A 22059-nucleotide genomic window follows, 5' to 3' on the forward strand; every position below is an offset into this window, starting at 1 on the left:
TCATCCTTGTGGATACGCTGGCCGTGAACTGCGTAGCGAGATCACCCCGTCACGGCCCCTAGTGAGGTCTTGTCCTATGGACTGCTCGGGCTGTGGTTTCGAGGTTGATGGCGGCTTCGCTTTCTGTCCGAAGTGTGGCAGGCGCCAGCCCGTGCCATGCGCCAGTTGCGGCTACCTCTGCGCACCGGATTTCGAGTTCTGTCCGAAATGCGGGACAAGCCTCGGTGCGCCCGCAAAAGCCGTCGAACGGCCTGCTCCGACACCAAGCCGGACCATTGTGCCGCCGTCTCCGTCTCTGCTTGCGAACATCGAAAGTGAAGAAGGACTGCATCCCGTCTCTGAGGCCGATCGCCGGACGGTAACGGTCCTGTTCGCCGACCTCTGCGGCTTCACGACACTCAGCGAGCAGCTCGACCCCGAGGTCATGCAAGCGCTGCAGAACGAACTGTTCAAGGAATTGACGGCGGCCGTGCGAAACTTTGGTGGTTTCGTCGACAAATTCATCGGCGATGCACTGCTCGCTTTGTTCGGTGCGCCGGTCGCGCATGAGGACGATCCGGAACGTGCGCTTCGCGCCGCTCTCGACATGATCGCCCGGACGGCGCGGCTCGGCGAAAGCGCCCCCCACTCCGGCACGCCTCTGTTGCTCCACATCGGCATAAACACCGGACCGGTCGTCACTGGCGGATTGGGCATCGGCACCGCCAAATCCTATTCAGTGACCGGCGATACGGTGAATACGGCGCAACGCCTGCAATCGTTGGCCGCACCGGGTGAGGTTCTGGTAGGCGAGCTCACACACAGACTGACCCGGCATGCCTTCTCTTACGAACCGCTGGGTGATGTCGTGCTTCGCGGCAAGGCTGGCAGTGTGCTCGTCCATCGACTGGATGCACCGCTTGCGGCGCCGCGTGCAGCGCGTGGGCTCGAGGCACTCGGCCTCAGCGCGCCGATAATAGGACGTGGTGCGGAGCTCCACAGAATGCTGGCGAGCCTTGACCAGGCTTGCGCCGGCTCGGCCCAACTTGTCCGCCTCGTCGGAGAAGCCGGTATCGGGAAATCGCGGCTGGTCAAGGAGTTCGTCGCCCGCGTCGGCGACGAGGATCGTTTTCGCAACGTCGCCGTGCGGCAGGCCACCTGCTCACCGCTGGGCGAACAATCATTCGGCGCCTTGGGCGCGGTGGTGCGCAGTGCTGCCGGGATGATGCAAAACGACAATGGGGACGAGATGCGGGGGAAGCTCGCAGACTTGCTTGCCGATCTCGGCCTGCAGGGCGAAGAAGCGAAGCGGCTGATGCCTTTGCTCTACCATGTGCTTGGCCTTGGCGACCCCGATGCCACCTTGCAGCATGTCGAGCCCGAGCAGTTGCGGCGGCAAATTCTCTACGCCGTCCGCACAATCATCGAACGGCGGCTTGCGTTGTCGCCCCTGTTGATTGTCGTCGAAGACCTGCACTGGGCCGACGCCGTGTCGCTCGAGGCACTCCGTTTCGTCATGGACAAGTTGGAGCGCACGCGGTTGATGTTGCTGGTCACGCATCGTCCGGGGCCTGACAACGGCCAGCTCGACTCAAGTCGGGTCAGTCACACAGCGCTCAGGCTTTCTCCGCTCAACAGGGATGACGGACGCAGCCTGCTGGCGGCGCTTCTCGGCGAGAGCTGGGTAAACTCCGCAGGAAGGCTTCTCGACCAGATCCTCGAGCGTGCGGGCGGCAACCCGCTTTTTGTAGAGGAGATCGTTCGCGGCCTTATCGATCGCGGTGCACTGATACGCGAGGGTCAGCGATGGCGGACTGCGGCGGGCGAAGTCGCAACCGACATTCCCGCCACCATCCAGGCAATGTTGCTTGCCCGCGTCGACCGGCTGCCCCAAGAGGTGCGCCGGTTGGCCCAGGAAGCCGCGGTAATCGGCCCGCGCTTCGATGCCACACTTCTGAAAACCGTGACGGCCGACCCCGGCCGGCTGGAAGCCGGCTGCGAACTGCTTTGCGATGCGGAGATCATCGAGGAAGTTGCCGGATCAGGCTCGGTCTCGTCGCAAAGCTACCGCTTCACGCAAACATTGCTCCAGGACGTAATCTACCAGAATCTGCTCCTGCAACGCCGGACCGACATCCACGGGCGGGTCGGTGCTGCCTTGGAGCAACTGTACGGCGACAAGCCGGAACGGCTCGAGGATTTGACCGTGCTCGGTCATCATTTCGCACTGAGTGCTGAGCGGGAGAGAGGCGCGCATCACCTCCAGGCGGCGGGCGATCGCGCTCGCATGATATACGCCAATGACGACGCCCTTCGTCTCTACGAGCGAGCACTGACTGCCTTGGGCGCGATCGGGCAAACACCGCTCAAACTGGCAATTGCAGAGCGCATTGCCGATTTGAGCGGCCCGGCAGGCCGCCGCGAAATCGCGCACCAGCACTACGAGACGGTGCTGCAGGCATACCGCGAGTCAGCCGATCATGTCGCCTCGGCGCGCGTTTTGCGCAAGATTGGCCGGCTGCTCTGGGACGTCGGTAAGCGGGACAACGCAGAATCCCGCTACGCCGAAGCGGCAGCGCTCCTCGAGGGAGCGGATGCCCCGGTCGAGCAGGCGTATCTCTGGCAAGAGCGTGGCCGGCAGGCCTTCCGCAGCGGAGATCATGCTCTCGCGGCAAAATGGGCGGACGCGGCGCTGGATTGCGTAGGCAGCCTGACAACGGAGCATGTCTCCGAGGTGGGGCGAGATGCCACTCTCGTGACCGCGGAGGCACTCAATACCAAGGCTGTCGCGCTGGCTCGCCTTGGGCGAAACCATGAGGCCGTGCGTCAGGTTGAGCGCAGCATCGAATTGGCCGAAGCCGCCGGTCTGCTGGGCGCGGCCTGCCGTGGCTACACCAATCTCGGCGTGCTTTATACGACCATCGATCCGGCACGGGCGATCGAAGTCTGTCGGCGCGGTCTCGACGTGGCGCGCCGTATCGGTGATTTGGGCTTCCAGGCGCGCCTGCTGGCCAATCTGGCGGTCGCCTGCTGTACCTTCACGGATCGCTGTCCGACAGAGGGCGTGCCTGCCGCAGAGAAGGCCATCGAGATCGACCGGGCACTCGACCAGCGCGAGCACCTGCCGGTGCCGTTGATCGTGCTGGGGCAGATCCACCAATGCAACGGCCGTCCGGAACTGGCGGTTGGGTTGTTCCACGACGCGCTGGACGTGGCCCGCGAAACGGGCGAACCCCAACTGCTGTTTCCATGCTATGATGGCCTGGCAACGCTTAATCTCGACCTCGACAACCTGGCCGAGGCCGAACGCTACTTTTCCCTGGCGCAGGATATATGCGCCCAGCACGGGCTCGACCCGGAATCGCTCGTGGTGCTGCCTTTTCTCGACTAGCCGGGATTGGAGGTTGAAATGTCCGCGCCTAGTGACTTGGTACCGCTTCAACCGGGTGACCGCGCGCCGAACGTGGTACTCGACGCCATTACCCAGGAAGGCAAGATCGCCCTTGACGACTTTCGTGGACAAAAGCCAGTGCTGGTCGGCCTGTTTCGAGGTCTGCATTGCGCGTTTTGCCGGCGCCATATAGCCGCCCAAGCGCGGCTTGATCCGGAGCTGCGCGAAAAGGGTGTGGAGAGCCTGACGGTGGTCAACACGCCGATCGAGCGGGCGCGTCTCTATTTCCGCTACCACCCGATGCCGAATCTGCTTGCGGCTTCCGACCCCGAACGCGCTTCACATCGTGCTTTTGGACTGCCCAATCTCGAATTCACCGAAAACGAGACGAACTGGCCGTACAAGGTCGCGATGGCAGCGGCAAAGGGCTTGCGGGTCGACATACCAGGCGTGCTGCCCGGCCCAATGGATCCTTTTGCGGCCGGCGAGTTCCTAGAGAAGAAGGACCCCTACGAAGTGACCGAAGCCGACGAGCAGATGATGGCAACGGGACACGGACAACTGGTCGGTCAGTTCCTGCTGGACCGGCAGGGGATCGTGCGCTGGAGCTTCACGGAGGTTCCGGAGGGCGGGCGATACATGTTTGGGGCGCCAAACCCACGGGAGCTGATGTCGGCCGTGTCGCAAGTCGCCCAGTAGACAAGTTCACCGTTCATCGAGCACGGCCTCGACAATGGCAACAAAGTCATCGAGCGAGCGATCCCCGCGGATCTCAATGCGTGGAAGGTCGATGGGATCGCCATCGAGGCCCGCCGGCCCGTGTCTGCCGCCGAAGCCGATCCGGTAGCCGCACTCCCTGGCCAGCCGGCCAAGCCGTCGGTCGGTGACAGAGAAGGGTGCCGCGAACGCCGTGGTCGGCCGGCCAGTCCACCGTTCGATGAACATACGGGAGCGCAGGAGCTCGGCGGCCAGGTCAGAGCTCGACAGACCATCGATCGCGCGATGCGTCGCCATATGGCTTCCGAAGAAGGCACCCTCGCCAGCGAGGCGTCGCACCGTCCCGGCGTCCATAAGCGGCGTCGGCGGACCGCTGTGGGCGTCCCACCGTGCACTTTCACCCACCAGGTCCGTCACCAGGAACACCTCCGCGGTCAGGTCGTTGGCGCGCAAGATCGGCCAGGCATGGTCGGCAAAGTTCTGGAAGCCGTCATCGAAGGTGATGAGCACCGGGCGGCCAGCGAAAGGCTCACGGTTGGCGATGGACCATTCCAGCTGCTCGGACGCAATCGCGTGAAAGCCATTGGCGCGCAGCCATGCCATCTGGCTGCCGAATAGGGCGGGCGTACACCGAAAACGGGCGAGCGCGGCCGGACCATCATCGGCGATGCTGTGATACATGAGGACAGGGACACGCTGCCGCCGCTCGCTGCGGGCGACGTCGCGGCGCAAGGCCCGCGCCCCGCCCCAGACGATTTTTCGCGCAACCCCGATTTCGATGGGCGCGCGGATCGGCACATGATCAATCCTCGGTTCCGCCGCCACCTCATCTGGTGACAGGCGGCGGAAGCGGTCTATGCGATAAAGCTCGGTCTGGATCGATTGCTCGAGGACGAGGCCTTCGGTCGCTGCCAGTGCCTCTGAGATCGCTTGTGCACCGAATGTGTTCCAGTCGAAGCCCGTCCTTTCAACATTGTCACGCAGCACGAATGCATGCGCGCTGATGAAACTGCCGCCAGGCGCCAACGCCTCGGCGAGTTTTTTAGCGACGCGCCGCAACTCGGCGAGATCATCCAGGTAGTAGAGCACTTCCGAACAGACGATCAGATCCATCTCGCCCGGCAGCGTATCGGCTGAGAAATCCAGCACGCCGAACTCGACATTCGGCTGATCGCCGCATCGCGTCCGCGCCCGCCCGATGGCTACGGCCGAGATGTCAGTTGCGGTCAAATGGCCCACTCGCGGCGCCAGCTGCCGCGTGAAGTGGCCCTCCGCGCAGGCCAGCTCAAGCGCCCGTCCGATGGCACCAGCAGGCAGAATTTCGAGCTGCCGCTCATATTTTTCCTGCTCATAGGGAGAACCGTACTTCCAGGGATCCTCAGTCGCGAAATGGCGATCCCAGAACGACGTGCGATCATTGTCGTGCCCATCCGCGGCCGGTGCACGGCGCAGCGCTGGAAGAGGCTCTATAGGCTCGGCGCTCGACCGGACCAGCTCCTGCGCTTGTGCGGCCAATCGCGCGAGTTTGCCGAAGTGGCTGTCCCGATCAGACCGGTGTGTAAGCCGCTCTGGGGGCACGAAATCGGGGGGCAATTCAATCCAATGACGCCTTGTCACAGTCCCGAGTGCGCCGAACTGCACGCGAGCCTCGACCTGGCCGTCCACCATCAGCCAGGCGTAGATCTGATCTACCCCTTCTGGAAGTTCGGTCGAGGTCGGATTTTGAGTGTCGACGCGAATTCCAAGTGTCAGTGCCAGTCTGCGCGGCGCGGCAAGGTCGTCGACGTCGAGAAGCATTTGCTCAAGGAGATACTGGACGCGGCGACCCGCTGCGGGATCGCCCCAGATCTTGCCGAGTTCGACGATCAACGCGGTGATGGCCCCGCCGAACCTGTCCCACCTGGCAGCCAATTGCGCTGGCGCCGACAGGCTTCCCGCCATAAGCCCATCGAAGATCACCTTGGCGGCCTTGCGCACCCCTTTCCGCCCTGCCGGCAGCGCGCGCAGGGACTGTGGGTTGATCGGGCGCGAGCCGCTGCCGCAATCCGACGCGGCATTCCACAACGCGGTCCACGCAAGGGCTTCGGAAGCGGTACCGCCGTTCGCATTGTCCTTGGCCATCGAGCTTTCGTTTTCTTCGGCAAGAGTCGGCGAATGTCAAAAACGGATGACGGCATCGGCTGGCAGCACTGCTCTGTCAAGGTCGGGGCGAATTAGAGACAGGCAAAAGACTTGGTGACAGGGCTGAATGGCAAGCGCTCACGCTCTCATAGTATGGGCCTGGGATCCTGGTGCCGGCGTTCTGCGCCCGGAATCACCGAGCCCGGTCATGGAACGCCCGGAGGCCGGGTCGAGACCGAAATGCCCTGCCCCTGCGGCTAGTAGACACCGCCAAGTATCCGGCGCAACGGTCTAGCCTGAGCTGATGACGTCTTGCACCACAACATCGGCTTGTTCAAGGTAGGAGCAACGACGGACATAGATGTCGTCGCTCGCCGATTTGGCCGGAAGGTTACAGCACGATGCCACTCATGATTCGACGATTGGGAGCCAGGAACCTGGCGCGCCCGGCGTGGCGTCTCGCAGATCTGACGGCGATGTTTGTCCTGATCGCCACGCCGCTCGTCTTTGGGATCGCTCTCCTGTTGGCTGGCCCGACACAGGCACAGTCACCGGCGACCGTCCCGCCTGAGAGGGTCAAACAGCTGTTCGAGCTTCTCGACGATCCGTCAGTGAAGGCCTGGGTGGCCGAACAACGAAAACAGGACGCCGGATCAACGGCAGCACCTGCCGAGGCCGGCGCTTCGCCGGCCGACGCATCGTCCGGCGCCGTGGCCGCACCAGCCCAGATGAATACGATGGCATCCTCGACGCTCGATCGGATCAAGCATCATATCGAGAGAATCGTGCGAACTTTGCCCTTGCTGCCAGGCCAGTTTGCGCGCGTTCGGGCACAGACCATGGAGGATATGTCCAGCAAAGGGCCTGCCGGCGTATTGGTGCTGATTACGATATTCATCGCTGCCGGCCTGGCTCTCACTTGGGCGACATACAAGCTCACCCGCCCATTTCGTCTTTGGATCATCGCCCAATCGAAGGATACGCCCATCGGGCGAGCCAAGAAGATTGGCGGCCGCCTGCTTTATTCCAGCCTGCTGATCGTCTCGTTCGCACTGGGCAGCGCCGGCGCGTTCATGCTGTTCGACTGGCCAATGCTGATCCGCGAGATTGTGCTGACATTTCTGATGGCTGCAGTCTTCACATGGGGTGTGCGCACTTACGTTTTGGCCATTCTCGTCCCTTCCTTCATGAAGGTCGAGAACGCCGTCGAGGTTCGTGCCTTGCCGATCACCAACGAAACGGCTGACCATTGGTTCTATTGGCTACCGCGGATCGTCGGTGTCTTCGCCTTCTTCGCCGCCGCCTTTAACCTCTTGCCGGGTCTCGGTATCGATCGGGACGGAATGATGGTCCTGTCTCTGGGCGCCGATTTCGTGATGCTTTTTCTGTGGCTGCTTGCCGTTTGGCGACGACCAAGAAGGGCGGCGGATGGCGCGCACCGCAGCGGTCATGTGGGCGTGACCTGGTTATTGACTGCTTATTTCGTCGTTCTGTTCCTGGAGCGCATCGCCGGCCTGTATACATGGTTCTGGTTTACCTTCGCCGCATTCGTCCTGCCCTTGGCAATCGTGCTGACGCAGCGTGGGGTTAATTTCGTCCTGCGGCCGGGTTCGGAAGATGCTGGCCGGCCGACGATCCCGGCGGTGACGATCGCAGTCATCGATCGCGGTATCCGGATGATCTTGATCCTGGCGGCGGCTTACTTTCTCGCGCGTGTCTGGGGCCTGGACATGCAATCCATGCGGGAGAGCGATACGACGACCATGCTCATATTGAGCGGCTTGATCAATGTCGTGGTCATTGCGCTTGCCGCCGATTTCGGCTGGTCGATCATCAAAGCCTTGATCGAACGAAAGCTGGGCATCCACACACCGCATGCGGTGATCGGCGATGAGGACATCCTGACCCTCGATCCGCATCAGGCGCGGCTGCACACGCTGTTGCCGATCATCCAGAACATTCTGCTCGCCGTGATCATCGTGATGGCGGTGCTGATGATGCTCGCCTCGATTGGAATCCAGATCGGCCCGCTGATCGCCGGCGCTGGCGTCGTCGGCGTCGCCGTGGGTTTTGGCGCACAAACCATCGTCAAGGATGTGATCTCGGGCGTGTTTTATCTGCTCGACGATGCTTTTCGTGTCGGCGAATACATTTCATCGGGCAGCTACAGGGGTACGGTGGAGAGCTTTTCGCTGCGCTCGGTGAAGCTGCGCCACCATCGTGGCCCGCTGTTCACGATACCTTTCGGCGAACTCGGGGCGGTGCAGAACCAGAGCCGCGACTGGGTCACCGACAAATTCAACGTCACCGTTGGCTACGACACCGATATCGAGCTCGCGCGCAAGCTGATCAAGCGGATAGGCCTCGAACTGGCGGAAGATCCAGAATTCAAACACTGGGTGATCGAACCGATCAAGATGCAGGGCGTACAGGAGTTCGGCGAGTACGGCATCGTGTTGAGGGTCAAGGTCACAACCAGGCCGGGAGGTGCCTTCAGTATGAAAGGCAGATTCTTTTTACGCCTCCGCCAAGCCTTCAAGGAGCAGGGCATCGAACTCCCATTCCCCACCGTCCACGTCCAGGGGCTGCAGAACCCGCATGAGGCAGAGAATGCGCCTTTGGAGATCACGCCCGAGTTAAGAATGGCCGTCGCGCAGTCGCACACCAATCGCCGCAGAAAGAAGAGCACTACAACGGAGTAGGAAAGTAGCGTCACGAGCCTCACCGAACCCCCTGACGGTACTCTGAAAGATTCGGTCGGCAGTATGCCGGAGGTCCGTTGGACGCGGCGTTGGCGTCAAACGCTACATGCCAGTAGGCATTCGCGTAAACGCCGTCCGCCCCGGATTTGTGCGCACCGGCATACAGGAGCGTGAAGTCATCTGGGAAGCAAAGCTGCGAGGGATGACACCTCAAGAGGTTACCGACAGCTACATCGCCCAGACCCCGTTAGGGCGCCTGGAAGAACCGGACGACGTCGCCAGGGTGGTTGCATTTCTGGTTTCGGACGCAGCGCGGTTCATGACAGGTCAAGGCACCAACGTCACCGGCGGTGTGTTCACATCCTGACGATTTTGGCCCCCTTGCGACGGTCCACGGCGCGCTCGGGCCGTCTCGAAAAGGACCGTCACCGCTCCAACCAGGGCATTTGTCCGTCGCAAATCCATCGCCATGGCGGTTTACGGGTCGTTCTCTAAACCACCGCCGATCCGTCGATGCGCGGCGTGGAAATGCCCTGGCGGGCCTGTGCTTCGTGCCTCATGAGGTACCGCTCTATCGAGCGGATGATCGCGATCAGCAACAGGTTGACGACCAGGTACAAGACCCCCGCAATTGCGAAAATCTCGAAGATCGCGAAGGTCTGGCTCATGAGCCGCTTGGCATAGCCGGTGATTTCCAGCACGGTGATCGTGGAGGCCAGGCTTGTCCCCTTGACGACGAGAATAAGCTCGTTGCCATAGGCCGGCAGCGCCTGGCGTATCGCGAGCGGGAACTCGATGCGGCGAAAGCGCAGTATCCGCGACATGCCGCAAGCCTGGGCTGCTTCGACCAGGCCCGCCGGGACCGACATCAGCCCTCCGCGCAGGATCTCGGACGTGTAAGCTGCGGTGTTGAGCGCCAACGCCAGCACGGCGCAGCGCGAACCATCGCTGATCACCCACCACAGAACGGCGTTGTCCCTGATCAGGCTGACCTTGCCGAGGCCGTAGTAGAAGATGAATATCTGGACCAGCAGCGGCGTGCCGCGAAAGACATTGCTGTAATACTTGGCAAAGCCGGCCGCGAAAGCATTTGACGACAGCCTCATCAGCGCCAGTCCCAGGCCGAGATTGAAGCCTATGAGCACCGAGACCAGCGCCAGCGCGACCGTGACCCACAGGCCTTTGAGGAGAACCGGAACCGCAAGCTGGATGAGTTCCATGGTCCTACCTCCTCGCCCGCAGCCGAAGCAGGCGTTCGACCCCATCGAAGCCGGCCTGGCTGACAAGCGTGATGAGCAGATAGACGACTGCCGCGATCAGATAAAAGATAAACGGATGGCGTGTGGAGTTCGCGCCGATGTAGGAAATGCGCATCAGTTCCTGAAGCCCAACCACTGAAACCAGGGCAGTGTCCTTGATCGTGGTCTGCCAGACATTGTTTATGCCTGGAACAGCTATGCGCAGCATCTGCGGGGCTATGATGCGGCGGAAGATACGGCCCCCGGATAGGCCAAGGGCACGCGCGGCCTCGATGTGCCCGTTGGGGATCGATGCCAATGCGCCCCGGATCACCTCGGTCGAGTAGGCGCCCGAGATCGCCCCTATGGCGATCACAGCGATGACGAATGCATAGCCGCTCTCCGCCAGCCCGGCGTAGCCGAAAGCCGTGATGACCTTCGTGACGAATTCAACCGAACTGAAAAACAGAAGGTAGATAACGAGCAGCTCGGGAACGCCTCGCACCACGGACGTATATCCGTCCACGAGGAGCGAGAGCGGAAATATCCTGGCCCATTTGATCAGACCACAGACAACGCCAATCAGCAGCCCTGCGACCATACTGGACAAGCCTACCGCGATCGTCACGGCAGCACCGCGCAGAATGGCGGTCACCCAACCAGCTTCCCAAACCTGCCAGAGACCGAATTCCATCTGTGTTGCTCTATTCCCGAATGCGAACGAAACGAGGCTTGATTTGGCCTGCATTGGCCGGCGCCCGGCTCATTTTCTCAAAGCAGCCCCGCGCCGATACTTCGCATGCGCCTATCTGGCGCATGCGATATCGCGAGTTGAGCGGCGTCAGTTGCAAGGTCTGGAAATATCCGTCTTGAACCATTTCTTGCTGGCGTTGCCGACCGATCCATCGGCGATCAGTGCGCAAAGCGCCTTGTCGATCTTGGCCTTGAGTTCGGTGTTTTCCTGCGCGATGCCGACGCCGATGCCTTCGCCGAGCGTCGGGTCGAAGGTGCTCTTGATCTGCACGCCGACCAGCTGGAAGTTCTTGCCGTCGGGCTTGTCCAGGAAGTCCTGCAGGGCGGATTGATCGGCAAAGGCCGCGTCGATCCGGCCGCTCGCCAGATCGATCTGCATCTGGTCAAGTGTGTCGTAGGTCTTCAGATCGGCATCCGGCGCACGCTTCTCGAGGAAGTGGGCGTGGGTCGTGCCGGCCTGCACGCCGACCTTCTTGCCCGCGAGAGATTTCAGCAGCGTGTCGACGTCGGTGACGCCTGCAAGATCCGAGCCCTTCGGGGCGACGAACATGTTGGCGAGTTCGGCGTAGCCAACGCTGAAATTGATCTCTTTCTTGCGGTCGGCGGTGATCGACATCCCCGAGATGATGACATCGAAGCGCTTGGCCTTCAGCGCGGGGATGAGGCCGTCGAAAGCCTGCACGACGAAATGGCACTTCACCTCAAGCTTGGTGCAGAGCAAAGCGCCGACATCCGCGTCGAAACCGGTTACGTTGCCGCTGGCGTCGGACATGCTCCATGGCGGATACGCGCCCTCCGTGCCGATGGACAGCTCCCCTTCCGCGGCAAACGCACTTCCTGTGCTTGCCGCAAGACATGCGAGCAATGACAAGACTTTCAATTTCATAGTCAGTTCCCCTTGTTGATGTTCATTTTTGGTAGACTTGCCCCGGCACTTGCTGGAGGCTTCGAGGGTGCGCCTTACGCTCATAGCGTCCGGGCCAGGAACTGGCGCAGACGCTCCGAGCGCGGACTGCCAAACAGCTCCGCCGGCGCGCCCTCCTCCTCCACCTTTCCCTGGTGGAGAAACAGAATCTTGTGGGAGACCTCGCGCGCGAACTGCATCTCGTGCGTCACGAGGATCATCGTGTTGCCTTCCTCGGCCAACTGCCGGATCACCCGCAGCACCTCGCCGACCAGTTCGGGGTCGAGCGCCGATGTCGGTTCGTCGAAAAGGATGACCTTGGGGCGCATCGCGAGCGTCCGGGCAATCGCGGCACGCTGCTGCTGGCCTCCCGACAACTGGCCGGGATAATGCGCGTGCTTGTCGGAAAGCCCGACCTTCTTCAGCAGGGCATGAGCGTGGTCGACAGCCTTCTCGCGCGGTTCTTTCAAGACATACCGGGGGGCCTCGATGATGTTTTCCAGCACAGTCATGTGCGGCCAGAGATTGAAGCTCTGAAACACCATGCCGACGCGGGCACGAATCCGTTCGACCTGCGCCATGTCGGCGGGTCCGGCACGACCGTTCGACAGTTGCTTCATCTTGATGACTTCGCCGTCGATGGCGACCTTACCGCCGTCCGGCTGTTCCAGCAGATTGATGCAGCGCAGAAACGTGCTCTTGCCCGATCCAGACGAACCGATCATCGAAATCACCTCGCCTGCGTGGGCGGTGAGATTGACGCCTTTCAACACCAGAAGAGGACCGAATCTCTTGTGCAGGTCTTCGATTTGCACGGCTGGTATCGTGACCTTCGCCGCGGTCGCGGGAACGTGACCCGCCACGGCAATACTGTCCGATGACAGCGTCTGTCCGCTCTGGCCGGGCTTGCTTTCCGCCACTTCGACGGCCTGCAACTCCGTCAACGCGCGATCGAAGTATCGCAGGCTGGTGGACAGGCAGGTCCGCTGCCAATCCGGATCGTCGGGGATGAAAGCACCGCGCAGCGTTGCCTTGATCCGTTTGCCGATGGCGGAATCGATCCGGCCGAAAAGATGCAGCCAGTTGTCGGCCTGGACGGCATCCATGACGGCGGCTCCGTCCAGCGTACCGCATTCCACCACGAGCGGCAGCACCCGCGCGTGCGGCATGGCCCTGACGACGGCCTCGGAGACATAACCGGTCGCGGTCGCGGCGATGCCGGTGCTGGTCGTCGCATCGGGTCCGGTGATGACCGTGGCCAGCGTCGGTCCGAAAACGGACTTGCCCCAGGCCATGCCGGGATGCTCGGAACCGGCCACCGAAAGCAGGGCTGGATAGGCATAGGGTCCGGCACCCGTGTGCAAGTCGAAGACGACGGCATGGCGCGCGCCGTCGGCAAAAGTCGACAGGATGTCGGTCAACGTCCGGTTCGACCAGACGGGGCCGGCGCCGCCATAAAACAGTCCGTCGGGAAATTCGTACTGACCGGCTTCGACGATGGCTGCCAGCCCGGCTTGTCCAAGCCTTGTTCTGGTGGCAAGAAGTTTCTCGTCGGCAGCTGTGCGATCCGGTCCTTCCCATTCCCTGTAGGCCAGCATGTGGTGGAGGCCGGCATAGCTATCGTTCTCAGGTGGTGTGCCGCCGGACCAATCGATAAAGTTGCGATTGAGATCGACGTTGTCCTCGTTGACACGACGCGACCACGCCGTTCCCCAGGGGTTGATGAGGTGGATTGCCAGGACGGCCGTTTCCGCGTCCAGCTTCCATGGGCTTTTCTGGCTGAGCCAGGCCGTCTGGCAGGCAGAGCCGAATGGGCCCTCCACGCCATGGGTACCCGAAATGAGCACGATCAGTTTTTGCGCGTCGCGCCGCCCCAACAGCGCGACATCGGTCGTAAGGACCTCACCATCCGGCCCATGCAACGGATGGACATATTCGGACAATTCCGCGCCCGCGCGCTGCGCCGCCCTGCGGAATCTGTCACGCATCGCCGAGAAGCTGGCGGCGTATGGCTGCGTCGTATGATCGTGCCGCGCCGTGGCCCCTTCAAAACGGTCAACAGCTTCGGCCAACTTGTCCGTTCCATGCAATTTCGCGATGGGGCTAGTCATTGGCGGTCTCGTTTTGACGTTGCGATCGGCGCACTTCGGAAGCAGGCGGTCCGGGACAACGGACGAACCAACCATGGCCAGGCAGTACCTTGTCAGGGTTCATGAGTGACTGACCGTCCAGCGCCTTCTTGATCCGTTCCATCGTGGCGAGCTTGGTCTGGTCGGCTGTTGCCAGGAGCGAATGGATGCGCTTGGACCCGATACCGTGCTCGGCGGAAAAGGAGCCGCCAAGCTCCCGCAGGCCGTCATAGAGAACGCGCTCGACCGCTTCTGCCATACGTTCGGGGAGCGGGCCCTGACGGTTCAGGATGATGTGCAAATTGCCATCCGCGAGATGCCCGAAAACATACGGGACAAGATCGGGTTCGATCGCGACAAGGCCAGCGAGGGCCTTTTCGAGATAGTCCGGAATTTCCGACAAGGGCACGGACACGTCGAACGATGGTGCGTTCGGGTGGGCGCGGTAGAGAACGCTGCTGTCTTCACGCAGCCGCCACAGATCGTCTTCCTGCCGTCGCGAGCTGGCGATGATGCCTGTCGCCTCCGGAAAGCGCTCGACGGTTTCGCAAAAGAGGCGTTCGAAATCCTCATGAAGGGCATCTTGGCGGGCGCCACCAAGCGACAGCAGGAGGAATATCGGCTGGTCGAGCGCAACACCGGGTTCTGACCAGCCATACGCCGAGGTCGCCAGCCTAAAGTAGGTATTCCACATTGCCTCGGCGGCGCGCAAATGCCCGACGCTGGATTGAAACGCCATACGGATGGTTTCGAGAGCGGCCTCGACAGAAGGCAGCCCGAAAAGCGCGGTAGCGGTTGCCTTGGGCGAAGGATCGAGCTTGACGACCACACGCGTCACTATTCCAAGTGTTCCTTCGGCGCCGATAAAAAGATGCTTGAGGTCATAGCCAGCGGAATTCTTCACCACCCTGGTGAGGTCGCAATAGACAGAACCATCCGCCATCACCGCCTCGAGACCAAGGATCCGATGGCGCATGACGCCATTGCGAAACGCCATCATCCCACCGGCGTTGGTGGACACCATGCCGCCGATCGTCGCGGAGCCCCGCGCGGCCAGATCGATACCCGGTTCCAGACCATGGACTCTGCTGCCGTTTGCAATTCTTCCAGGGTGACGCCGGCATCGACGACTGCAGTCCGCTCAACCGGATCGAGCCGTTCGATCCGGTTCATGCGTGCCGTCGAAAGGACGATCTCGCCAATATGCGAAATGCTTCCCCCGACAAGACCCGTCCCGCCACCGAGAGGCACCACCGGGATCTCGTACTGGCAGCAGACACGAACGACCGCGGCAACCTCATCTGTGGAGGCTGGCAACACAATGATGGCGGCGTCCTGTTCGATCGTCCCGGAGACCTCGGCGATACGCACGTTCGAAGTGCCGACGATGGTACGAAGGCTTTCAATCAGCGGAAGGGGCACCAAATTGCCGATACGTTCGTCATGGCTTGCGACCGCGGCGGCGTTCATTGGCCTGCCAGCCCCTGAAGGGTTGCGATCAGCCGGTCATTGTCGGCAGGCGAGCCGATTGTGACGCGGATATAGCGCTCATACCCGTTTTCGCGCCATGCCTTGACGATGATCCCCTGCCCAAGCAGCGAGGCCGCAAGGCGCGCACTGTCGCCGTTGCAATCGAAGAAAAGGAAATTGGTCTGCGACGGCGCGACCCGGAAGCCGAGCCCGGCAAGTGCCGCCGCGACACGCTCCCGCTCTGCTCTTACGCCGCTGGCCGACGCTCTCATCCAGCCTTCGTCAGCCAGCGCGGCGATGGCCGCGATCTGTGCCGCCCCGTTGACGTTGAACGGCGTTTTCGCGGCGGCAATCACCGCCGCCAGTTCAACGCTGGAACACAGGGCATAACCGACGCGCAGTCCGGCCAGGCCATAGGCTTTGGAAAATGTCCGAAGGACGACATAGTCGATGTCGCTGTCTCGCAAGATTTCGATGCCGTCGGGCGCGCCCGGATCGGAGAACTCGAAATAAGCCTCGTCGAGAACAAAGAGCGTTCCAGGCCGAACGGCTGCAATGAGGCGTTGCAGGGCGGCGTGGTCGAGGCCTGGTCCCACGGGATTCCAGGGCGATGAGATGAAAACGATCCTCGGCTCCTCAGCGATCGCGGCTTCGAGTGCGCGCAGATCAAATCCCATTTCGGCGGTCATGGGAATCTTGGCCACCTTGGCGCCGACCGCCAGGGGCTCGATTTCGTGCAGACCAAAGCTCGGCACCGTCGTGACAACGCAGGCGCCGGGCGAGAGTATGGCGCGCGAAATCGCAGCGATCATTTCCTCCGATCCGTTGCCGACAACGATCAGACCCGGGTCGATCGCCACTTTCTCGCCAAGTGCCGCACGCAACTCCGTGCAGGCCGGATCGGCATAGCGCCACGGCTCGAACGACGGCGATGCAAGCGCCTTCATGACAGTTGGAGAACAGCCGTCGGGATTCTCATTGCTGGCCAGCCGGGCGATGTCCTGGCGACCGCTGAGCGTGCGCGCCACCGCAATGTTCATGCCCGCATTGTATGGAGGCAACGAGGCGACATACGGATTGAAGAGAAGTTTTGACTTTGATGTGCGCGAATTTTCCAATCCAGACGTCCTTTCCGATACGCTCTTTCGGCGGATGGCATCCATCAGATATCCAGGACGACAGATCCGCGCGGCTTGGAGCAGCACAGCAACACTTCCCCTGGCTCAAGCTCGTCGAGCGGCTCTTCGAAATAGCTGACCTCACCGCTGATCAGCCGCGACTTGCACGTGCCGCAGACGCCGGCGCGGCAGCTGAATTCCGGTTCCAGGCCTTGCTCCTCGGCGAATTCGAGCAGGGATGACACACCGTCCCATGCAGCCTTGATCCCCGATTTCCGGAACTCGACCGCAACGGCTTTGCCGTCTGGCTCGATCTCCACCCTTGGTGGGGCCATGGCAGGTGTCTGCGCGACATCGAGCACCGTGGCCGGGCCGAAAAAACTCGTAGGCGACGCGCGCTTTCGGCACGCCAAGGTCCCGCACGATCGCGTAGACAGCTTGCATGAAAGGCGGCGGACCGCAGAGGTAGAAGTCGTAGTCGTCGAGCGGCAAAAGACGCTGGAGCATTTCGCGCGAAACCAGGCCCTCGCTGTGGAATTTCCGGTCCGATTTGTCGCGCTCCGTCGGTGAGCGATAGCAGAAGTGAACCGTGACGCCGGGCCGTGTGGCCGCCAAGGCCGACACCTCGTCGCGCAATGCATGAACGTCCCCGTTCTCGCAGGCGTGGATGAAGACCACCCGACGATCCGATATCGAAGGATCCGGTGTCGATGAAAGGGCGTGCAGCATCGAAACCATCGGCGTCAGGCCGACACCACCACTGAGCAGGACAACGGGCCGGCTGCTGCCGGTGTCGAGAACGAAATCGCCGCGCGGCCCTTCGGCCGACAGGACATCGCCCACTTCGATCTGGTCGTGCAGGAAGCAGGAACTCAGCCCGGCTGGTAAGCCCGCCTTGGGCGGGGCCTCCCGCTTGACGCTGATCCGGTAAGTGCCGACGACGCTCGGCGGGCCGGAGACGCTGTAGTTTCGCAGCACATAGTCCTTTGCGCCCGCCGCTTGCTTCGAAGCGGGAATGCGGAACACCAGGAACTGGCCCGGCTGGTACGGCCGCCAGCCCTGCGCCTGCACCGGTTCGAGGAGGAACGATGTGATGATCGCGCTCTCCCTGACCTTCGCGACGACTTTCAGGTCGCGAAACCCGCTTCGTTCCACACTTGCGCGGGCGGACAATGAGCTCATTCGGCCGCGGCCAATTGCTGGCTTTCGGCGGCAATGAGTTTTGAAAGATTGCGACGAAAGCGCATCGGTCCGACATCGATCTTGAGATCGAGATTGGGTGTCCGTTTGTTGGCCATGCCTTTGTGCACGGCATTCAAGACAGCGCGGTCTTCGTCGAATGCCCCGCGCACCGATGTGGCGAACTGGCGCGAGACCTCCTGGTCGGCGGGCGCGAAGTTGCGCATCTGGAACCAGTAGTATTTCGTCTGGTTCTCATCGACGGGCGTCATGAAGTTGTAGCTGTCCATGAGGAATACATCCTCATGGTACGGCTTGCCTTCGCCACCGGTACGGGCGGGCACGAAGATGGCCTTGATGATGGCGTTGCTGGGGTAGCGCACTTCGTAGTGCTGCTTGCGGTCGCAATGGCCTGAGAACTTCAGGAACGGCGCGTAGAATGGCGCTGGCTCGACATCCACCATCCAGCGCCACACCGTCACCCCGTCCGGGCCCACGGTGGTCTCGAGCGGCACGTCTTCCATCGCCGGGACACCGCCAAAAGACGACTGATGGACCCAGGAGACGTGCGACGGATCCAGCAAATTGTCAGTCATGTAGAGGTAGTTGCAATCGAGCGTCATCGACTCGCCGCGATTGACGCCCCATGCCGGATCGCCCCAGTGGTCGACTTCGAAGATCAAGGCGGGATCGGCCTTCTGCGGCTCGCCCATCCAGACCCACAGCAGGCCGTAGCGCTCGGCAATCGGATAGGAACGCACGCAGGCCACATGGGGTATCTTTTCCGCCCCGGGCACGCGGGTGCAGGTTCCGGTGCTGTCAAAAGTCAGCCCGTGATAGCCGCACTCGACCATATCGCCCTTGATGCGACCCATAGACAGCGGCAACTTGCGATGCGGGCAGGCATCCTCAAGTGCGGCCACGACGCCGTCGGTCTTGCGATAGAGGACGATATCTTCGCCGAGGATGCGCACAGGCTTGAGCCCCTCGCCGACCTCCGCGTCCCATGCCGCTACGTACCAACAATTTCGAAGAAACATGGCGTCCTCCCGAGCTTGCGATCGCCAGACTGATAGCTCTCGGGCAGGGAGCGACAAAGGGCTTGCATCTGCGTTCTATTTTAGAAATGCTAAAACAAACCGACCCCAGGATTGTCCCCAGGTGAAGAAAGCGCTCCCCCTCCGTGCGATCGAGGCCTTCGAGGCTTTCGGCCGACGCGGCAGCGTTACCGCCGCCGCCGAAGAGCTTGGCGTTTCCGTCGGTGCGGTCAGCCAGCAAATCCGCAAGGCCGAAGATGCGCTCGGCCTCAGCTTGCTTGAACGCCGTGGCAGGAGTGTCGCGCTGACGTCCTGGGGGCGAACCTATCACGCGGCCGTTTCTTCAGGCTTCGAACAGCTTCGCGACGCGCAGCACATTGTCGAGCGGGCGCGTTCGGAAAGCGCGCTCACCATCTCTTGTCTGCCTTCGCTTGCCAGCAAATGGCTGGCGCCACGGCTTCTGGATTGGCAGACGGTCCATGCCGGAGCGACCGTGCGGCTGATCGGCGCCGAGCAAGAGCCGCGTTTTGGTGATGACCAGGTGGATTTCCGGATCTCGTACGGCGCGAAGGTTCATGAGTTCGATCACTACGCCGAGTTGTTCACGGACTGGGTGGTCCCCGCCTGCGCGCCTGGGTTGCTGGCCAACCGCCCCTTGAAGAGGCCCTCGGATATCCTTGATTTTCCCCTGCTCGGCATAGAATGGGCACGGGACCATCAATCACCGCCGAGCTGGGCGGAGTGGGCGCACGGGATTGGTGCGTCGCACCGGAGGACTTCCGGTGAAGTGGCGTTCTCATTGTCGAGTGCCGCGATCGACGCCGCGATCAATGGAAAAGGCTTTGTCCTTGCTCAATTGTCCATGGCCGCAGAGGACATTGCATCCGGCCGGCTGATCGTGCCGTTCAACGAGCGCGTGCGACTGCCCGGTGCCTATTTCCTTGCCTGGGATCGTGCGGCGCTGGACAAGCCATTCGGGCCGGAACTGCGTGCTTGGGTCGTTTCAATCTCCAAGCGGCTGGATGCTTCTTGAGCACGTTCCTGAAACCGATGCCCTCGGCGACGATCTGATCAAGCGCACCAATAGCCTCGTGCAGCGCATCGTCGTGTGCAGCCGCTTACCGGCGCTTCAAAGCGAGCCCTCGGCTCGTAAACGGCCACCTATTATTTCGTCAGTCCCCTCGACGTCGATCGACACTCCGTGCGCCCGCGAGCGGGCCGCCAAGTCCTTGATCATCTCGGCTCCCAGCGTTTCCGACGCCGGAACTGGAATGATGCGCTCATGATAATTTTTGGCGCCCAGCAGCTGCTCGCCGCCTATGATGATGGGAAGGAAGTCGATCGACTGCAGCCGGGCATCGGCATCGAAGCGGCACGTCGCCACCATGCTCTTCCAAACATCCGGCGCGCTCCATACCACTTCGCCTTCATTGAGATGGAAGAGGAAATTACCCAGCCCGAAGAAGATCGGCGCGCCGCGATAGGTCTCCACGGGCTGCAGGACGGGAGCGCCGTGACTGACGAACACGCCTGCCCGGCATCGACACAGGCGCGCGCAAGCGACTGAACCCATGCTGGAACCTCCCGCCAGTTCGGTTCCCAATGATGATGGTGGAGGTAGGCGATGACGAAGGCACCCTCCGCGGCGGCCTGGCGGATCGCCGAGAGGTGATTTTGCAGGCTCGCCTCGTCCACCAGGATCCGGCGCCTGTTCGTCGAGGATCGGCAAAAGATCGTTCCGTAAAAATCGATCTCGTCTGCGGACTGAAGTTCAGGCGGATCGTGCGGCTGGGCATAGTTGCCCTGTTCCATTGGACTGCTTTGGAAGATGTCCTGAATGCCGGTCAGGTTTGCAAACACCTTGGGATCGACGTCAAATCGCCTCGAGACGTCGAGCCCATTCACGCCCGGCCTAGCAGGACGTCGGTCCGTCGCGTCGGCCGCGTACATGGTCGCCGGGCCGGGTCCCGCATCCATTGCGACAAGCGCCACCCGTCTCGTGCCGAAGGTTTTCACTCCCGGCCGACGCGCATCCGTGGCATCGACACCGATGCCGGCGTGAAGGAACCCTCTCTCCGCCACCTCTTCGAGCGTCGACAGAACGCCAGGTGGGCCGAGGTCGAAGGCGTGGTTGTTGGAGAGCGCCAAGGCGTTGAAGCCGATGTCCTTCAGCGCATCCAGCACCACGGGTGCCGAACAGCCGAAGTAGGAACCCTTCATCGGCCATCCTCCATGCCGGCCGAAAACCGTCGTCTCGAAATTCGTGAAGGCGATATCAGCCTGCCGGATCAGCGCCTTGATCGCGGTAAATCCAGCGTCCGAGACCTGCCGAACATCATGATGGATGAGAGATTGTCCGGTCAGAACAAGCGTGAACGGTGAAGACATTATAGCGTACCCTGGAGATGAATTAGGGGTGGCGGCCCTCAGGCCGCCGGAAGGAGCCGGGGGCAGTCACTTCCCGGTTTGCGGGGAAATATCCACGCCGAACCACTTCAGGCTGATCTTGCCGATCGCGCCGTCCTTGACGCTCGCTTCGATGGCCTTGTCGAGGGCTTCGGCGAGATCGGTATCCTCCTTGCGAAGGCCGACGCCGACGCCGGGACCCCAGGTGCCACCTGAAAGCTGCGGGCCGAAAAACTCGACCGCCTTCCCCTCCGGCGTGTCGAGGAACTGCTTCCACACCAGACGGTCTCCCAAGCCTCCGTCGATGCGTTCGGACGTAAGGTCGAGTTTGAGATTCTCCTGGCTGTCATAGCTGCGCACCTCCGCAACATCGCCGAAGAGTTCCCGGACGACCGCCTCCGAATTGGACGAGCGAAGGACGCCAAGGGTCCTCCCCTTCAGGTTCTCTCTCAGTTTTTCGATGGTTTCCTTCTTCGCCGTGTCGATGTCCGTCAGATTCAGTTTCGCATTGATGTCACTGGGCGGCAGGCCGAGCCCCCGGCGCATGACGATCTGGTTCGGCGCCGCGGCATAGGGAATGGAGAAGGCGATCGATTTCTTGCGCTTTTCGGTGATCGACATGCCGGCGATGATCGCATCGTACTTCATCACCAGAAGACCGGGGATGATGCCGTCCCAGTCCTGGGCGACGAAGGTGCATTGCAGTTTGATCCGGGCGCAGAGTTCGTTGCCGACGTCGATGTCGAAGCCGGCGAGCGCGCCGTTCTTGTCGATATAGTCCCACGGTGGTGAGGCCCCTTCCGAGGCAATCGTGATCGCCGTGCGCTCTCCGGCATGGGCGAGGCCGGCAACCAGCAGCAGAGCCGCGAGGGCGCAGGTCAGATGTCGTTTCATGTCATTCCCCTTCTTGTTGGT

Annotated in this window: 15 protein-coding genes and 3 pseudogenes; 5 read left to right on the plus strand and 13 right to left on the minus strand. The window is 61.9% G+C overall.

What is annotated here, in order from left to right:
• The first annotated feature begins 76 nt into the window (after positions 1-76).
• On the plus strand, positions 77-3370 hold the full coding sequence (locus AC0V8S_RS32745; protein ID WP_475438738.1) for an adenylate/guanylate cyclase domain-containing protein: 3294 nt from the start codon (positions 77-79) through the stop codon (positions 3368-3370).
• 18 nt (positions 3371-3388) lie between these two features.
• Positions 3389-4069, plus strand: a complete 681-nt coding sequence (locus tag AC0V8S_RS32750) for a redoxin domain-containing protein (RefSeq protein WP_183465167.1) — start codon at positions 3389-3391, stop codon at positions 4067-4069.
• A 6-nt stretch (positions 4070-4075) separates the two neighbouring features.
• On the opposite strand, the gene AC0V8S_RS32755 is transcribed toward AC0V8S_RS32750, so the two are convergent.
• Positions 4076-6208, minus strand: coding sequence for an SAM-dependent methyltransferase (locus AC0V8S_RS32755; RefSeq protein ID WP_475435680.1), 2133 nt, complete (start codon positions 6206-6208; stop codon positions 4076-4078).
• 401 nt (positions 6209-6609) lie between these two features.
• On the opposite strand from AC0V8S_RS32755, the gene AC0V8S_RS32760 reads away from it, so the two are divergent.
• Both AC0V8S_RS32760 and AC0V8S_RS32765 read left to right on the plus strand, forming a co-directional pair.
• The gene (locus AC0V8S_RS32760) at positions 6610-8910 is read left to right on the plus strand and encodes a mechanosensitive ion channel family protein (RefSeq protein WP_475435682.1); all 2301 of its coding nucleotides are present in this window, start codon (positions 6610-6612) and stop codon (positions 8908-8910) included.
• 115 nt (positions 8911-9025) lie between these two features.
• Positions 9026-9277, plus strand: a pseudogene (locus AC0V8S_RS32765) (SDR family NAD(P)-dependent oxidoreductase); the annotation flags it as partial.
• Positions 9278-9401: 124 nt separating this feature from the next.
• Here the strand turns inward: AC0V8S_RS32765 and AC0V8S_RS32770 are convergent.
• The 10 genes and pseudogenes from AC0V8S_RS32770 to AC0V8S_RS32815 form a co-directional block, all read right to left on the minus strand.
• Entirely contained in the window at positions 9402-10130 is a 729-nt protein-coding gene (locus AC0V8S_RS32770) for an ABC transporter permease (protein WP_475435684.1), read from the minus strand.
• A 4-nt stretch (positions 10131-10134) separates the two neighbouring features.
• Positions 10135-10842, minus strand: coding sequence for an ABC transporter permease (locus AC0V8S_RS32775; protein WP_475435686.1), 708 nt, complete (start codon positions 10840-10842; stop codon positions 10135-10137).
• A gap of 147 nt (positions 10843-10989) precedes the next feature.
• Positions 10990-11787, minus strand: coding sequence for a transporter substrate-binding domain-containing protein (locus AC0V8S_RS32780; protein ID WP_475435688.1), 798 nt, complete (start codon positions 11785-11787; stop codon positions 10990-10992).
• 80 nt (positions 11788-11867) lie between these two features.
• The gene (locus AC0V8S_RS32785) at positions 11868-13793 is read right to left on the minus strand and encodes a DUF2817 domain-containing protein (RefSeq protein WP_475438739.1); all 1926 of its coding nucleotides are present in this window, start codon (positions 13791-13793) and stop codon (positions 11868-11870) included.
• Positions 13794-13908: 115 nt separating this feature from the next.
• On the minus strand, positions 13909-14877 hold the full coding sequence (locus tag AC0V8S_RS32790; RefSeq protein WP_475438740.1) for an FAD-binding oxidoreductase: 969 nt from the start codon (positions 14875-14877) through the stop codon (positions 13909-13911).
• A gap of 42 nt (positions 14878-14919) precedes the next feature.
• Positions 14920-15404: pseudogene (locus tag AC0V8S_RS32795) on the minus strand (FAD-binding oxidoreductase); the annotation flags it as partial.
• Positions 15401-16444 (minus strand): aminotransferase class I/II-fold pyridoxal phosphate-dependent enzyme, encoded by a 1044-nt coding sequence (locus AC0V8S_RS32800; RefSeq protein WP_475435689.1) that lies wholly within the window; start codon positions 16442-16444, stop codon positions 15401-15403. The pseudogene AC0V8S_RS32795 and the gene AC0V8S_RS32800, both read right to left, overlap by 4 nt.
• Positions 16445-16566: 122 nt before the next feature.
• Positions 16567-16731 (minus strand): 2Fe-2S iron-sulfur cluster-binding protein, encoded by a 165-nt coding sequence (locus tag AC0V8S_RS32805; RefSeq protein WP_475438741.1) that lies wholly within the window; start codon positions 16729-16731, stop codon positions 16567-16569.
• Positions 16664-17695, minus strand: coding sequence for an FAD-binding oxidoreductase (locus AC0V8S_RS32810; RefSeq protein WP_475435691.1), 1032 nt, complete (start codon positions 17693-17695; stop codon positions 16664-16666). The genes AC0V8S_RS32805 and AC0V8S_RS32810 overlap by 68 nt, the downstream gene beginning before the upstream one ends.
• A gap of 5 nt (positions 17696-17700) precedes the next feature.
• Positions 17701-18741 carry an aromatic ring-hydroxylating dioxygenase subunit alpha gene (locus AC0V8S_RS32815; protein ID WP_475435693.1) on the minus strand — a complete coding sequence of 347 codons (1041 nt, stop codon included), beginning with the start codon at positions 18739-18741 and terminating at the stop codon, positions 17701-17703.
• Between the two features lie 121 nt (positions 18742-18862).
• Here AC0V8S_RS32815 and AC0V8S_RS32820 point away from each other — a divergent pair, with 121 nt between their 5' ends.
• Complete coding sequence (locus AC0V8S_RS32820) at positions 18863-19771, plus strand: LysR substrate-binding domain-containing protein (RefSeq protein WP_475435694.1); 909 nt, start codon at positions 18863-18865, stop codon at positions 19769-19771.
• Between the two features lie 96 nt (positions 19772-19867).
• Here the strand turns inward: AC0V8S_RS32820 and AC0V8S_RS32825 are convergent.
• A pseudogene (locus AC0V8S_RS32825) lies at positions 19868-21126 on the minus strand (CapA family protein).
• A 66-nt stretch (positions 21127-21192) separates the two neighbouring features.
• Positions 21193-22038 (minus strand): transporter substrate-binding domain-containing protein, encoded by an 846-nt coding sequence (locus AC0V8S_RS32830; protein ID WP_475435695.1) that lies wholly within the window; start codon positions 22036-22038, stop codon positions 21193-21195.
• Between the last annotated feature and the right edge of the window lie 21 nt (positions 22039-22059).

The sequence above is a fragment of the Mesorhizobium oxytropidicola genome (assembly GCF_056174625.1).